Source organism: Paenibacillus sp. MCAF9, from assembly GCF_052114265.1.
Classification (GTDB): domain Bacteria; phylum Bacillota; class Bacilli; order Paenibacillales; family Paenibacillaceae; genus Pristimantibacillus.
On the sequence record NZ_JBFREL010000033.1, the window covers coordinates 49,936 to 66,285 of the forward strand.

General features: G+C 44.9%; 11 protein-coding genes. 2 read left to right on the forward strand and 9 right to left on the reverse strand.

All coding sequences use genetic code 11. The features are described 5' to 3' along the window. Positions 1 to 49 precede the first annotated feature (49 nt). The 5 genes from AB4Z45_RS28590 to AB4Z45_RS28610 all read right to left on the reverse strand — a co-directional run bounded on the left by AB4Z45_RS28590 (position 50) and on the right by AB4Z45_RS28610 (position 6,357). A complete protein-coding gene (locus AB4Z45_RS28590) occupies positions 50 to 994 on the reverse strand; it encodes a ComEC/Rec2 family competence protein (protein ID WP_441912772.1) in 945 nt (314 codons plus the stop codon). Positions 995 to 1,029: 35 nt separating this feature from the next. Then, the gene (locus AB4Z45_RS28595) at positions 1,030 to 2,112 is read right to left on the reverse strand and encodes an ABC transporter ATP-binding protein (protein ID WP_441912773.1); all 1,083 of its coding nucleotides are present in this window, start codon (positions 2,110 to 2,112) and stop codon (positions 1,030 to 1,032) included. Positions 2,113 to 2,124: 12 nt separating this feature from the next. Next, positions 2,125 to 3,771, reverse strand: coding sequence for an ABC transporter permease (locus AB4Z45_RS28600; protein ID WP_441912774.1), 1,647 nt, complete (start codon positions 3,769 to 3,771; stop codon positions 2,125 to 2,127). 86 nt (positions 3,772 to 3,857) lie between these two features. Continuing rightward, positions 3,858 to 4,973 carry an ABC transporter substrate-binding protein gene (locus AB4Z45_RS28605; protein ID WP_441912775.1) on the reverse strand — a complete coding sequence of 372 codons (1,116 nt, stop codon included), beginning with the start codon at positions 4,971 to 4,973 and terminating at the stop codon, positions 3,858 to 3,860. Between the two features lie 49 nt (positions 4,974 to 5,022). After that, positions 5,023 to 6,357 carry a hypothetical protein gene (locus AB4Z45_RS28610; protein WP_441912776.1) on the reverse strand — a complete coding sequence of 445 codons (1,335 nt, stop codon included), beginning with the start codon at positions 6,355 to 6,357 and terminating at the stop codon, positions 5,023 to 5,025. 347 nt (positions 6,358 to 6,704) lie between these two features. On the opposite strand from AB4Z45_RS28610, the gene AB4Z45_RS28615 reads away from it, so the two are divergent. Continuing rightward, a complete protein-coding gene (locus AB4Z45_RS28615) occupies positions 6,705 to 7,412 on the forward strand; it encodes a GntR family transcriptional regulator (RefSeq protein WP_441912777.1) in 708 nt (235 codons plus the stop codon). 109 nt (positions 7,413 to 7,521) lie between these two features. On the opposite strand, the gene AB4Z45_RS28620 is transcribed toward AB4Z45_RS28615, so the two are convergent. The 3 genes from AB4Z45_RS28620 to lpdA are packed head-to-tail and all read right to left on the reverse strand — an operon-like array spanning position 7,522 to position 10,753. Further along, positions 7,522 to 8,706: an ABC transporter permease gene (locus AB4Z45_RS28620; protein WP_441912778.1), complete on the reverse strand. Its 1,185-nt coding sequence runs from the start codon at positions 8,704 to 8,706 to the stop codon at positions 7,522 to 7,524. Next, entirely contained in the window at positions 8,690 to 9,322 is a 633-nt protein-coding gene (locus AB4Z45_RS28625; RefSeq protein ID WP_441912779.1) for an HlyD family efflux transporter periplasmic adaptor subunit, read from the reverse strand. Before AB4Z45_RS28625 ends, AB4Z45_RS28620 begins: the two co-directional genes overlap by 17 nt. Before the next feature lie 30 nt (positions 9,323 to 9,352). Continuing rightward, positions 9,353 to 10,753: a dihydrolipoyl dehydrogenase gene (lpdA, locus tag AB4Z45_RS28630; RefSeq protein WP_441912780.1), complete on the reverse strand. Its 1,401-nt coding sequence runs from the start codon at positions 10,751 to 10,753 to the stop codon at positions 9,353 to 9,355. A gap of 195 nt (positions 10,754 to 10,948) precedes the next feature. On the opposite strand from lpdA, the gene AB4Z45_RS28635 reads away from it, so the two are divergent. Then, positions 10,949 to 11,515, forward strand: coding sequence for a TetR/AcrR family transcriptional regulator (locus AB4Z45_RS28635; RefSeq protein ID WP_441912782.1), 567 nt, complete (start codon positions 10,949 to 10,951; stop codon positions 11,513 to 11,515). Between the two features lie 186 nt (positions 11,516 to 11,701). On the opposite strand, the gene AB4Z45_RS28640 is transcribed toward AB4Z45_RS28635, so the two are convergent. Beyond that, on the reverse strand, positions 11,702 to 16,081 hold the full coding sequence (locus AB4Z45_RS28640; RefSeq protein WP_441912781.1) for a helix-turn-helix transcriptional regulator: 4,380 nt from the start codon (positions 16,079 to 16,081) through the stop codon (positions 11,702 to 11,704). Between the last annotated feature and the right edge of the window lie 269 nt (positions 16,082 to 16,350).

Here is a 16,350-nt window from a genome sequence, read left to right on the forward strand (position 1 = left end):
GCACTACTCCTATCACAACTAGATTAATAATAAGTTTATGAATCCATAGTTAAAATCCGATTTGAACCTTTAAACTCCCATTTTCGATTTCGAGCTTCTCACCAGGGGCTAGGCTGCCCGTCAAATAGAAAGTTGCGTCTGTATTGGAACGAAGCTCCTCCCATTCATTCAGAAAAGCCGAAGATCGTATGATGCTAATGGGTATAATGCAATGCTTCGGTTGTATCCAAGATAATATGCGAGCATTAAAACCATCCTGCAGCCCATGATGAGAGACCTTTAAGATTGAGGTTCTAATGTCTATTCGCTGTGCTAAACGTTCCCATCCCGGCTCCAATAAATCACCGCCAAAAAGAACATTCGAATCCGGCTCCTCCATGCAGCTAAGCCGATAAACAGAACTATCATGATTGGATAGCTCAAAAAATTTGGCGGTATTCTCAAGAATATAATCATCCTCGTAGCATGCTGAGTTCGTGCCTGCTTCAAATAAAACATCAAAAGCCGGCAGAGGATCGCCATGCCATGGGTACAAATGAGTGAAGACAACACCTTCCTCTGACCAAACGATACTGTCCTCGCTAGATCCATAGGCGCTCCGCCATAAAATTTCAGTCCCTTGCTCGCTTAAGACGTGAACCAGTTCCAAATAAGAGGCCAGCATAGCGAATACTCTTTTTGTAAAATCATCCCCTCGTTCTTGAACCAGCTGCTCTGGCGGAAGGATGAACGGTTCATAGGGGAGAATAGCTTTGGTTACTGATTTCACTCGGGCGATGTCCAATAGCCCATTAACATGATCCTCGTGGATATGCGTTAGAATCATCCAGTCCAATTGTTCAACGCTGTTACGGTTCATCCAAGATAAGGGATGGTCTTGAACAGGCGAGGATTCACCGTCTCCCCCATCGATTAAACAAACTTTTCCTGAAGGGAGCACAATGAGGTGAGCATCTCCCCAGCCTACATTTAGAAACTGAACTTTAGCGCGCATCGTATCTCAACACCTTTATGGTTAGTTTCGCTGTTTCACCTTTCCATAGGCAGCAGATGAATTTTTTGCTTATCTACAGACAAATGCACGGTGCCCTGCAGATACCCGCGCACACTTGGGCTCGAATCATCCACAATCCACTGCAGCGGCGAGCCATCAATCCAATAACGAATCATCCGTCCTTGAAAGCTGCTTCTTTGAATGATCCCGCTCCAAACATTCTCCTCTCCATTTGTCGCTTCGCCTATTGAGATGCATTCCGGCCGAATGACCAAGGTTACTCTGTCGCCGGACCGAAACGGATATTCGCCACGATGCACCTTCAGCACAGAGACACCGCATTTTATGATCAAATCGTCTTCTTCTATCGCTGCAACTTCACCCTCTATGAAATTAGCTGTCCCTACAAAATCAGCTACAAACTTATTATTTGGTTTAAAATAAATGTCCCAAGGCGTCCCGACTTGCTCGATACGCCCTTTGTTGAACACAGCAATCCGATCAGAGATTGCCAAAGCCTCATCCTGATCATGTGTCACGAAGATGGCTGTAATTCCGAGGCGCTGCTGCAGCTCTCTAAGCTCATTTCGTACTTCAACTCTCATTTTGGCATCCAGGTTGCTTAGCGGTTCATCCATCAATAATATCTTCTGTCCCATAATAAGTGCTCTTGCAAAGGCAACTCGCTGCTGCTGTCCGCCGCTAAGCGCTCTAGGAAGACGATCCTGCATCCCTTGAAGTCCAAACATATTCAGCATCGCATCTACTTTCTCCCTCGCTTCTTGCCGAGGAAGCTTCATAAGCTTTAAGCCGTATGCAATATTTTCATACACGGTCATATGCGGGAAAAGCGCATATTCCTGAAAGACTAGCGGCGTATTGCGCTTGAATGCCGGAAGCCCGTTCGCTTTTTTGCCTTGAATATATATTTCACCGGCATCCGGTTCATAAAATCCTGCAATCAGCCGCATCAGCGTCGTTTTGCCGCAGCCGCTTGGCCCGAGCAGCGTCGTAAAGCTGCCCGCCGGAATATCGAGGGAAACGTGACTGATCGCCTCGAAATCTCCAAATCTTTTCGACATATTCGTAATTTGAATCATCTGTTCCTCTGTCTTCATGTTATCCTCCACTTAAAGTTCTATCGATCTGCCTTGTTTCTTTAGAAACAGCTGAGCGGCTGCCAGTACAATGAAAGCAATAGAGATGAGTACGATCGTAAAGGCTGATGCACTTCCCCATTCCCCATTTTGTACAAGCCCGAGAATCGACACTGTACCTACGGAAGTTTTCGCTGAGTAAATAAAAATGATGACGCTGAGGCAAGTGACGGACCGCAGGAAAGATACGACAATGCCTGAGATAAACGCTCCTCTCAATAACGGCAGAAGCACCTTCCTGAAGGTCGTTATGTTACTTGCCCCCAGATTAAGCGATGCCTCCTCAAGCGCTCCGCTGATCTGCTGCAGTCCAGCAAGGCACGCACTATAGCAGGTTGGCAAATTCCAAACCATGAGCGCTAGAACCATGATAAGAGAAGTCCCTGCAAGATGAAGCGGCTGACCATTAAAAGCCATTGCAAAGCCCAGCCCTAGGAACACGCCCGGAACAGCCCCTGGCAATATGGCCAAGAAATCAAGCAGCCGATTAATGCCTACTCGTTTTCTTTGCACGATAAAAGCGAGCGGCAAAGCCAGAATGCCTGAAGCCAGCGAAGCAATCGCCGCAAACTTGATACTGTTAACCATCTCACGGCCCTTTGCGGCAACATACGTCAAATTTTCGAGAGTGAACGACCAATCGTACCCCCAAGTTTTAGTAAAAGCGCCATAAACCAAAACGCCATATACCGCAAGGATAAAGACTGTAACGAACATGCAGAAGCCAAACAAGGTCCATTTCACAGCAGGAGGCAGAGGGAAATATTCAAGCGATGTTTCTTTGCCTGTGACAGTAACATACGATTTTTTGCCAACCCAGACTCTATTCCATACAAATAAACCAAGTGCAGGAAGCAGAATAGCTGTTGACAGCACAGAAGCCGATTTCAAATCAAACATACCTGACATCTGCATATAAGCCTCTGTCGGCAGTACATTAAAGTTTCCGCCTATAACGATGGGATTTCCAAAATCCGCTAAAACACTCATCGCTGCAATTAGCACCCCGCCCGCAATACCCGGTCTGCAAAGAGGCAGCAGTACGTTCTTAAATACTTGCCAATGCGTTGCTCCAAGATTGTAAGCCGCATACTCCAAGTTCGTTGAGGTTGACTTCATAACGCCATATATGACGGCATAAGCGTATGGAAAAAAAGTTATGGTCTGAACCAGCCATAAGCCGTGCCAGCCATAGATATCAAAATTTACATGCAGCACATATTTCGTAATCATCCCTTGTCTGCCAAAGAGGAGGATATACGATAACGCCACAATAAACGGCGGTGAAACGATAGGCAGGATCGTTATAAATCGGAACAGTCCCTTAAATGGAACGTTCAATCTTGTCATCGTATAGGCAAATATGAATGCGACGACCATACACGAGATGCTGGAAATCACCATCATGAACAAGCTGTTCAATGCCGCATGATACCATCTGGGATATGTAAATAGCTTCAGATAATCCCCTAATTGAGAGAAGCTGATCACTTTAAGAATTGGCCACACAACAAAATAACTTGTAATAAGCATGATCACAATAATAGCTGCCGCTAATACAGGATCATTTTTTAACCTTTTCAATTCCGCCCAGGTGTCTTTGACAGTAGTTGAAAACAAAACCTTTCACACCTTTCGGTTAAACGTGTATACACTCCGCTTGCTAACGCATGGCCGCAGGCGAAGTGCATTCGTTTATCTGTTAATTATTTCTTGTCGATCATTTCCGTAAATTTTGCTAAAACGTCTGCTTTCATTTCGGAAGCCTTGGTTCTGTCATAATCAACAAGCTTCACATCTTCAATCTTGATCATGCCTTCTGGAGCGGCTACATCTTTTCTTACAGAGTAGCGGTTGGAGAGCTGAGTATTCATTTCTCCAACTGGCTTCGTTAACAGCCAATCTACAAATATCTTCGCATTTTCTAGATCCGCTCCGCCTTTTACGATACTTACACCGCCAATTTCAAATGCGGTTTGCTCTGGAACGATAACTTTGATCGGGTAACCGGACTTGGCGGATTTGACGATATCATGCGCCCAAGACATACCGGCAATGAATTCGCCTGTTGCTGTAAGGTTGATTCCGTCTCCTGCAGCTTTTGTATAGTGATGGACGTTTTTATTTAGCTTAGAGAGATAATCCCAGCCTTGCTCTTCACCCAAGCGGAATAATTGATCCGCAACAAAGATGTAGCCGCCGCCCGCTGTCGCAGGGTTCGATGTTACAAATTGACCTTTATAAGCAGGATCAAGCAAGTCGTCCCACGTAGCCGGTTCTTTAATCCCTTTAGGCTCCAGCTCTTTTTTGAATCTTTCCGTATTTAGAACAATACCTAGAACACCCATATACCAACCCTGCCAGAAGCCTTTCGGATCGTTGAAGCGCTCTTCAATCTCTTTGGCATTTGGAGATGTGTAGGCCTCAAGCAGCCCTTGATCAGCAAGTGTCTGATGAAATTCAACCGAGCCTCCCACAAAAATATCTGCTTGCGGCGCATCCTTCTCCGCTTGAATTCGCGTGCTGGTCTCTCCAGCATTTCCTACACGCAGATAGTCCAGCTCAATCCCTGTATCCTCTTTAAATTTCTTCTGAATTTGGACAATGTCATCCTCATTCAGCGCTGCATATACAACCAATTTCTTCGATGCTGGTGCTGGTTTTTCCGTTTCCACTACCGGTGCATTCGTTGGTGCATTGGTTGCTTTATTTGCAGATTCTTGATTATTTTTGTTTGCACCGCATCCCGATAAAAGGCTTGTTGCCATAAAAGCTGCCAGTACGGCCGTACCCCATAATTTTGCTGTTGGTTTCTTAAACATTTCCATCCTCCTATTTTTTATAGGGCTATGCCCATTCTCTATCCTTCAATTACTTCGCTGACACAATCGCTGATATGATGGCTTGTCCATTACTTGTTACAGCATTGTTCCATGTCACCGTATTTCCAGGAGCAACAACTGCCGATACATATCCCATGTCATCGTCACCCGAGGTTCCATCTGAATCATAAGCATGGATTTCCACATTCGTATTGGATGGTTTGGCAACATAAACGGTGTTGTAGCTCTCCGAGAAGTTAGGTCCAAATTCCGCATCATTTGCGCCGAAAGCGATGTTGAAATTTTGGAATTTCGGAGCATCATTTTTTTTCCAGAACCTAGCGTCCGTCTGGCCTTGACCATTTACAAAAGCTTTAATGTAGATATCGCTTTTTCCGCCAAACGGATCACGATCCTCTAGACTCTGCATATTAAGCAAGGTAATCTTATGAGAATAATACGGATTAGAGACATACGTATGCGAGAATGGACCAAGACCATTCAGATGTACGTCTACTTGATGAGCCGGATCTGACCAGTTCATCCCCTGAAGGGCAGGGCCATCGTCACTATCATCCCAGCCCCAAGGCGCTTTTGCTGAGTTGGCCGTATGATTATCGCCTGCAAATGTACCGAATGAGGAGAAAATGTTAGGATCGGTTCTTTTGCTCCAAAGATCGCCCCATTCAATTAAATCGTAGCCGTATTGGTTAGTGTAGCTTCCGGAAGTATTCGTTGGGAACTCGGCTGTACCCGTATAATTGTAAACAATCCCATCTCCGCCTGGAGCGCTTGAACCGTCATAGGCTTTGACGCCATGTCCTCCGCTAGGGCTTTGGCCATTCGCCTGGCTGAATACTTTAGGATGGCTACCATTGAATAGAACCCCGCCATCGACATCGTCTGAGCCTGAAGTAATGTTAGGATCATTCGTATAGTCATACCACTGATTATGGCCCATGGTCTCCATTAGCTGAAAAGATCCATATGTAGATCCATCTTTTCTGATGACTAAGAACAAACCTTCGAGGTCATTCTCATGCGCATCAAGAGGTCTCGTATAAGCATCGTCCCTAGCGTGGAAGAGATCGTACTCGATGAAATAATGAGTGAGCGTTTCTGATACCTTATAGTAGACATAAGCATTTTGATTGAAGTTGTTAAGATTATCCCAATTATTACGTGCAATAAAGTCGCCATCATAATTGAAATTGGTTATAAAATCGGCTCTAACGTCTAGATCAGCATTCACATCTTGATAAATCTGAGGCGCCCAGTGAGCGGCTAATTCCGAATGACTTGCTGCATGCGTTACAGCAGCTCCGCTGAAGAAAGGAATGACCAATGCACATGCAGTCACAAGACTTAAAATGGTTTTCTTCATATACGAACTTCCCCTCCGGTAAATGAAATGAATTTCAATTGAAGATCGGTATAAGCTTACGAGCTAAAAATTCTGCAGCCCAGAGCAGCAGCACAGAATCATTGCAGCCTCATTCGAGAACCCCTCCATTCTTCGTTTTATGCAAGCTCATGCTGTCTGACATCTAAAATTATAGGGAAAATATCTTCGCAGTGTCAATCCATCCAATGTTAAATAATTGTATAGATGATTAGTGCCATATAAGCTGTATAGTTGATCAAAAAAACAAAAATATGCTACAATCATGTTGTCAGACAGCATAGATCTGAAGAACGATATAATCAACTTACGGAGAGGAAAAGCGCAATTTGGAGAAGAAACTGCTTTACCTCAAAGTCAAAGAGGAAATTGAAAGAAGCATTAACGAAGGCGAACTGCAGCCTGGGGATAAACTTCCTTCCGAGCCTGAACTAGCAAAAAAATATGAAGTGAGTCGTCCTACTCTTCGGGAAGCGCTCAAGATGCTTCAGCGGGAAAGGATTCTTATAAGCAAGAACGGGGTCGGCACTTACGTTAACAACCGCTCTGATTTTATAATCAATCCACTCAGCAAGCTTCAAAGCGTGGGGCAAATGATTAAAAACGGGGGCTATACCGAAAGCGAGTTAGACATCAAGATTTATTCGCGTGAGCCGGAGGATGATTGGAAAAAACAACTGCAAATTGATGAACCCGTTGTCGTATTGGAGCGGTCTAGAACTGCGAATGGGAACAAGGTAGCTTTTTATTATAATATTTTCCCGCAAAGCTTGGTCACAGGGCATATCGATGGGGAATTTACGGGGGCTATCTTTGATTTTTTGAAAAACAAGATGGGGATTCATATTGCTTATGCCATTACTGAAATCTGCGCGTTAAACAGCTCCAAGCTGCTCGACCAGAATGCTATCGATGTACTCGGCAATGAAATTATTTTATTAAAGCAGCTCCACTATGACGATAACGATAAACCTGTTTTTTACTCCCTTGATTATTTGAAAAATAGTGTCTTTAAACTATTTATTAAACGCGAATAAACAAACCTTCGAACAGTCGAGAATATGAACTCTCGTATTCCCCCGTGTTCCCTTGACTGAAATAGGGTATCTATCTTAGTCAAGGGCGTTATTCGAACGGGTAAGGAACTTAACTATTTAACGAACCGCTGCTCGGCAGAATGTCCGCACTCACGACTCGTTCCCGGCTGGAATATGTTTTCCCTGCTTCCCGCAGTACCAGTAATCCAATGAATAAGGATACCCCGCCTATAATGATCAGCAGTGCTCCGAGCTCCTGACTGTAGGCTGTTAGCGCTCCATCCCGAAACGCCATCCCGCGTATGAGGCGGTTAAGCCAGTTCATCGGCAATACCCATGCAAAAATTTGAAATGGCTCTGGAAAAGCAAGCGGAGTCAGTTGAATTCCAGTTGCAAGAAATGAGGGATACAATACGAAGCTGGTTCGCAAATTGACTTTAGACAAATCTTTGGCAGAATAGCCGATCAACAGCCCCATAAGTGACAACGCAAAGGCATAAACAAGCAATGGGATAATAAAAATATAAGGCTCCGCTTCAAACCGCATTCCCCCCACCTGCTTCAGTAATCCATAACATAAGAGCAGCGAAAGGGCGGTCATGACCGCGTAAGGAACACTGCGAATCCAAAGCTGCAAGGGCGACTTACCGTTTGCAAAGAGCTTTCCTTCCTGACGCAGACGAGGCGCAATAGAGCCCGCTGCGCTTGTTGTAATCATGAGAACCACAATATTTACAAAACCAAGCACCATAAAGCCGACATAACTTGTGGTTGGATTAAACAGCATCCGCTGCTGAAGAGACAACGGAGAAACAACGCCTCTAGCGGTTTCGGCGTCCATCCCTTTTTGAACCAGGCGGGACATAGAGAGGGTCATATTTTCCGTTACGATGACTTCCTGAATCGCTGTCCGAATGCCGGTTAACCCAGAGGGCATCGTGTTATCCATTAAAATGCCGATATTCGTTGATATGCCCTGCTGCTGAAGCTGCTGAAGCTGCTTAGGCAGCATGATGACCGCTACAGCCTGCTCATTTGCAAGCAATGTTTCCGGGCTCAGGCGGCTCGCGTACACATTTGTAACTTTCATGTAGGGGGAAGCATTTATTTTCGAGATCAGCTGCCGCGAATACGAGCTGTGATCCTCATCAATGACTACGACAGGCGATTCGCTAATTTGGTTATGCGAGAACATTAATCCAAAAAATAGGGCCGCAACAAGCGGACCAATAAAGATTAAACGCAAATACTTACTGCCCGATACGTACCTCCATTCGTCAATCAGCGATTTCATCAAGTCTCACCTCCGCCGTCATTCCCGGAAGCAAATCAGCATTTGAATCCACAGCTATTCGGACAAGAAACATACTTAAATCTGCCTGCCCTTTTTCACGTGACATGCGCAAGTTCGCAAATTGAGGGGCCGCTGAAATCGAAGTCACAACACCATTCACCTGTGCGGGATCATCCAAGTATGGAAAATGAATACCAATGCTTTGATCAACCTGAAGCTTTTGGATCTCACTTTCCTGTATGTAGAGGTCTGTATAATAGTTGTTTTTTTGCAAAACCGCCATCGGCGCTCCTTGCTTTACTTGATCCCCCGGCTTAACCGCAATTCTGCTGATCAACCCGTCATCTAGTGCAAGCACATCTGCTTCTCCTTCTTCAGCTGATTTAACCTTGAACAACACATCACCCCGTTTTACCCAGTCACCCGCAGCCACATCCACCTCTACAATCGAACCTGGACTTTTCTGATAAAACAGGGTCGTTTGCTCCGCCTCAAGCACACCTTGTTTCCTCATCTCAGCCTGACTGACTGCATCCTTTCCTTTAACAACAAGAAGCGAACCTCCAACGATCAGCGCAACCGCAATCCCAATATAAAAACCTGCTTTTATTTTCATTCCTCAATCTCTCCCATTCTCTATTTGCAGTTAAATCTGCTGCTCTTTTTTTATCTTCATCATTTTTCTAACCGCGTTTTCTGCAGCTTCCATAATTACTTCACCCAATGTCGGATGGGGATGAATGGTCAAAGCCAAATCCTCCACGGTTGCTCCCATCTCAATAGCAAGGCCAAGCTCTGATACGAGTGTTGAAGCCTCCACGCCAACGATTTGTGCACCGATCACGATTCCTGAGGATGGATCCGCCAAAATTTTCACAAACCCTTCAGTCTCCCTCAATGCCAAAGCTCTTCCGTTGATTGCAAAAGAAGCTTTGCCAATAACAATCGGGATGGATTTAGCTTTTGCTTCCGTTTCATTTAAACCAACGCTGGCCAGCTCTGGATGAGAAAAAACGACGAGCGGAATGGCTTTATAATTAACCTCAGAGGCATGACCAGCAATGGCTTCTGCCGCAATTTTCGCTTCGTAAGAAGCCTTGTGGGCGAGTGCCGGACCAGCCGTAATATCTCCAATGGCAAAAATATTTGGAATAACCGTTCTGCACTGTTCGTCTGTCTCAATCAGTCCCCTGCCCGTCACGGGCAAGCCTATGTTCGCAAGCCCTAAATGACCATCTGTATTAGGTTTTCTGCCGATAGTGACTAACACATACTCCGCTGTAACCTCATGTTGCTCCTTGTTTTTTAAATACTGCAGCGTAATTGAATTAGCATGCTGAACCACTCTCTGTGCTGTCGCCCCAGTAATCATTTGAATTCCATCGGCTTTCAACTGCCGAACCACAGGGATCGCGAGGTCTGCCTCGAAGCCCGGGAGTACTTGTTCTCCTCCTTCTAGAATCGATACCTTTGTTCCAAATTTGGCATACATTTGGCCGAGTTCGATTCCGATATAACCGCCGCCAATAACGACCAAACTGGTCGGAACTTCAGGGAGCGATAGCGCTTCTGTGGAAGATAGTATACGTCCTCCAACCGGAAATGCTTGCAGCTCGATCGGACGAGATCCCGTTGCCAATATGGCGTTTCTAAAAGAAATCGTTTGCTCCCGGCCGCTTTGCTGAATAATTGCTGTATGTTCATCAACCAAACTGGCCTCTCCCTCCAAAATGCTCACACCAGCAGTCTTTAATAAATAGCTAACTCCTCCTGCCTGCTTTTTCACAATTTCCTGCTTGAAATGCTGCGCATTATTAAATGCTGCTGCCGAATCCGTATGATTGAACTGCCTAAGCAAATCATAGCGATGCGATTCTGCAATTAATGCTTTGGATGGAATACAGCCAACATGCGTGCAGACCCCGCCGAGCTGACTGCGTTCCACAATCGCCGTCTTCATTCCAAGCTGTGAAGAACGAAGCGCCGCCACATAACCTCCCGGACCTGATCCAATGACCAATGTTTCTACAGATTCAAGCGTACTCATATCCTGATCCCTCCTGTTGAAACCACTTAAAATATGATGACCATAATATATTATAACCATCATATTTTAACATCGTCAACAACTGTATTAAGCCCTTCCCAAGCTACCCGTTGCTGAATTCACTCAATTGACACCCTATATTATGACGACTATAATATTTTGAAGATACAATTATGAAGCTGTGGAGTGATTACAATACCGTATCCCAAAGGTCATAAGTTGAAAGTGCGGAATAAGATCGTTGAAAGTGCTGCCCAAGCTTTTCGCACGAAGGGTATACTCGATGTAAGTGTTCCGTTCATTATGAAGGGGGCAGGACTTACGCATGGAGGGTTTTATTCACACTTTGACAACAAAGAACAGCTGGTCGCCGAAGCCTGCCGGTATGCTATCAGCGATACCATTGCGATTTTGCAGAATGCTGCTGATCAGGAGAAGCAGAATCCCAAAATCAATAGTGTCATCGATTATTATTTAAGTCCGTATCACCGCGACAAAACTGAGATGGGCTGCATTCTTCCTGCTCTTTCTGGCGAAATTTCCCGTTCTTCCGAAGAGGTTAGGCAAGTATTCACCCACGAACTAGAGCGGATGATTGCTTTTATCTCCAATCTAGCGGAAATTGACACAACTAAGGGCAGCGCACTGATCAGTACAATGGTCGGCACTCTTGTTCTTGCACGGTCTGTTCACGATCCAGAACTGAGCGGCACTCTTCTTTCGGCAGGCAAGCAGTATGCCAAAGAGCTGGTTAGAGCCTAGTATTATCCGTTGAATGTCCAATTTTGATCCATAATAATCAGGCTAAAATATAAAAAAGGCGTCACAGAAATAAATCTCTGTAACGCCTTTTTATTCAATATTTACATGATTTTTTAAGCAGATTGAGTTATCTTTGAGATATTCTCTTCTGTATTCCCGACACATATAAATGCCTATCCTATACAACTAATTAACCAGCTCTAATTCTTTTGCACGCGCAATGGCCTGACTGCGCCGTTTCACGCCTAATTTTCCGTATAGATGGAATACATAACTTTTCACTGTGCTTTCCTTTAATCCAAAACGATAGGCGATTTCCTTATTTGACAATCCATCGGTTAAAGCATACAAAATCTCTGCTTCACGGTTTGTCAGCAGTTCAACTAGCGGCTGCGGCTGTGCAGCATTGGCAGCGATATCTAGTGGACTATACTCCGAATCGCTACTAGACGCACTGCTTTGCATTAGAAATTCCTCTGACGATTTCAAATAAACCATCCGTGCAATCATAAGATCCAGCACTTCCAGCCTCTCCTTCGTAAATACATCGGAGATCAGATTATTCTCCAAATAAAGAACAGATTGCGATGATGTTCCCGGAAAGGAAACCGGCATACAAAGAACAGATTGAGACTTACTGCGAGTGATATAGGGATCAGCTGCGTATGAGCTGCGTGAAGCATTTGCGAGTACAACCGAATCACCTGTCTTAACCACATAACGGACGATAGCCTCCGCGTACGAAACCTCTCCATCACTCTCATTCCTAGTGCCAGCCTGATCTGCAATGGTGAAAATCTCTTCATGGCTCTCCAGCACATATCCCTTTTCCGCACCGGAATACCGAAGTGCCGACTCCAGGAAATGGCTCATTACATTAGAGTCATCTGCCTTTCTTGACCAATCTGTAATTTGCCGTATAAACGCCTTTTCATCAATGAACATTGGCCTGGTTTCATGGATAGTGCTTACTTGTCCAATTTCCTCAGTGGCAGCCACGCTTTCTGTTTGTAGTTCCGCCATAGCTAATTTCAGTGTGGAATTTGAATCTATCAGTCTTTTTGCTTTAGCAGTTGCCCCCCATCTTGAATAAGCAGCGCAGGCATCTGCAATCAGAACATCCGCTCCGGTAATACTCCCAGCTTCCCTATAGAAGAGTGAAGCACGCTCACAAGAAATAGCCTCCATTAGCCCATTTTCTTCTCTTCGAGCTTCTCGGGTCGCTCCCTCAAATCCTTTGGCTGCATTCACTCGGTCACCATCAATACGGTGGAGCTCAGCGGTTATGAGCAAATATGCTGAAGATTCATTCCCGTAATATCCCGTCCATTGCCTCATGCTGCGCAATTGCTTGTTAAGCTTTGCGCGAATGCCCTTTTTCGCATCCACCGCTGCCTCCGCATACATGGCAGCAAGCGTCAGGGAATGGTAAATATGCTGTTTGCGCACTTGCATCCGGGTTTGACGATACGTGTTGAATTTGCCCTTCTCTACCCATTCCAAGGCATCTTGATAGCGTCCGAACAAATAAGCTATTTCTATCTGACTGGTACAAGTATAATAAACCTCATTATTCAGCTTCTCCTCGAATCGATCCTTCAGCACCGGCACTACGACCTCATCGTATTCACCCGCTCCATCCTGCATTTGTGCCACATACCACCTCGCAATGCGAAAGATATTAACTGTGACTTCATCCAAGAGCTGCTGTGAAATTTCTTCATAATTCGAAATCCGTGCAGTAAGTGTATGCAAATCACCGGTATGAGTGGTCGTAGAGGTTAGCATAGCGATACTTACAAAGGACAGATTAATCGATTCCATCCCATAGTAAATCGATTGCTCAAAATGCTTCACGCTTGCTTCAGGATTCTGCTGCAGCCCAACAAGCCCCTTAATATAGTGCAGTCTGCTTCGCAAATCCGAGCTTTCAAAGGAGGCTGATAGCTTAAATGCCAAATCTATATATTGAGGTCCCGTATAATAGAAAGAAATTTTAAAAATAATCATGCCATAGCCAGCAAGCATAAAAGCGAACGCTTCGTTGCTTCCATGCTTTAGAGCATAGCGAATGAACCTCGAGAAAAGTACAGCAGACAGTTCAAGGCTTAATGTAAATACAGAAGAAGATATCGCCATGACCAAGTCCGACAAGGCTTTATACTCAGGATTACGATTAATCGGTAAATTCATAATCTCATGCCGCATACTAAATAATGCACTTTGCGTCATGATCAATTCCTTTACGATGACAGCTTTAGAGGGCTTACTGGAAAAAATCCATCCAAATTCCTCCAGCGCCTGCTTTCCAATCTGGACAGCAAGCTCGTCATTCTTTAAGTACGAATACATGGCTATGCGTTTCAGGTAAATCTGAGAGCGCTCCACCAAGTCCGTAGTACAGGACATCAATTGTTCGAGCAGAGCTTCTGCCTTGTCTATGCGACGGCACATAAATTCACATTCAGGCAGCTCCAGCATCAGACGATAGGCTAGTGAGCTCGTACTCCTCCAATCATCCCCCGCAAGCTGCAAGCCTTTTTCAAAAAAGTTCAGAGCAGCCGCAAATGCTGTTGCTGCCTTCGATTTCAAACCTGCCTGATAATTATATTCAGCTAGCTCCATCTTTTCTGCTTCATTTACCAGCTTATCGCTGCCCATATTCAAGTGATACACCATATCATAAATGGAGTGTTCACGCTCTTCTAATGAATGGTCGCGTAACACACGGCCGATGGTCAGATGCAAGTTCGCTTTTTCCGCTTCGGCAATAGTCATATAAGCTGCCTGCTGCACACGGTCATGCATAAATGTATAATAACCTTCATCCGCTGCTGCATCATCCATTTCAATTTCTCTACTTAATAAACCCTCTTCCTCTACTAAATGTAAAAGCTGAAGTGTATGAAGCGGAGAGCGGCCGCTTACTAAAGCGATCGTAGAGGAATGAAAACGATGACCAATCGCTGCACCTATGGCAAGCAGCTCAATCATATCCGGTGAAAGCATACGAATACGGGTCCCGATTAAATGAAGAATGTCAGGATGTTCCGGTATCTGTGTAACTGCCGCAGCATCCCAATTCCAAATCGCAGCTTCCTCATCATAATAAAGCTTATTCTCACGATACAGGCTGTCTAGAAGACGATGTACGAATAGTGGATTACCGCCTGTTCGATGATATAGCACCTCTGCAAGTGTTCGTACACGAGCCGAATTTTCGTTAAGAACATGCGAAAGAACTTGCCTTACATCCAAATAGGTCAGCGCTTCGAGGGCGATATGCTGTACAGGTATCGATGAGCTTGCATGCTGCAAGTTAAGTGTGTTCTCCATCCATACGGCTGCTTCACCTTGATTTGCTCCGTTGTCCGAGCAGCCAGAAGCCGTTTCTACTCTTAACGTTCCTATTACTAGTAAGTTTAATCGATTGGGAGCATGGGCAAGCGAACGAAGGACATCCAACGTAGCTGGGTCTGCCCATTGTAGATCGTCTAGAAAAATAAGGAGAGGATGTTCCTCTTCAGCAAATATATTCATAAAAAGAGGAATCAAGCGATGAAACCGAATAGCCGCTTCGGCAGGAGGCAGCGGCTCCACAGACGGAAGTTCGCCAAAAAGCTTAGCTGCTTCTGGCAGCAGCTGTACGATAACAGCTGCTCCTTGACCTAATGCCTCTTCCAACTGCAACTTCAGCTTTGCCATTCGTTCAGGGGACTGGCTGTATATTTGCCGAATTAAGCTCCGCAGAGCCTGCAAGAGCGGCGAGAGCGGAACGTCACGATTCATCAGATCACATTTCCCTCCAATGAACAGACTGCCTTCTTTTCTAGCCAGCACCTGAAACTCTCGAATAAGCGCGGTTTTTCCACTGCCTGCACTTCCGCTAACGAATACGAACGAAGACACGCCGGCTTGCGCCTGTTGCAAAGCCTCGCGGAGCGCCCTTCCTTCCATTTCACGACCAAAAAGAGTTTTTGGCAGCTGAAACCGACTAGCCTCATCGACACGAGCGATTTCGAAAGGGATGATTTCTCCTTTTTTCTCCATGGAAGAAGCACAGCTTTTCAAATCAAACAGCAATCCAAAAGCACTCTGATAGCGGTCTTCTGGCCTCTTCGACAACAGCTTCATAATAATATTTTCGAGAGAACCCTCCAGCTCCAAACGCACCTTACGCAAAGGCATTGGCACAATCGCAAGGTGGGCATGCAGCCATTCTTCCATAGTCTGTGCTTGAAAGGGCAGACGACCTGCGAGCATGTGATAAAATATCATGCCGATTGCATACAAATCGCTTCGTTCGTCAGCCTTACGATTGATTCTGCCTGTTTGTTCAGGAGATAGGTAGGCGTAATCTGTTATTCTTTCGTCTGTGAGCACAACACTATTTATTTCCGATTGAATGAGTATCCCTGCTGGATTCAAATGACCGATCAGTAGGTTTTGCTTATGAGCCTTATGTACGGATTCAGTCAGCGCGATCGCTATATGTAAAAAGGAAGGTGTATCCATTTTATTTCCGTTCAGCAAATCCTTTAACTTAACATTATTTGCAAGCAACATGTTATCCAGTCCCCCATCTAATCCGTGCAATGCTACTTTTCCAAAACGTTAAAGGCTATTCCATAGTTTATCACTGTTCAGTCATGTAATGAATAAGAATTACAAACAGATCTGGTTGCCAATAAAAGAGGGTGTCCCAAAAGCCATAGGCTTTAGAGGCACCCTCTTCAAAGTTTTGAAATCTGTAAAAAACAAAGAAACCAACCTTTGGTAAAATGGAGGTACCACCCAACCATCTTCGAAAGGAAGGTTTCTATGTACATTCAATA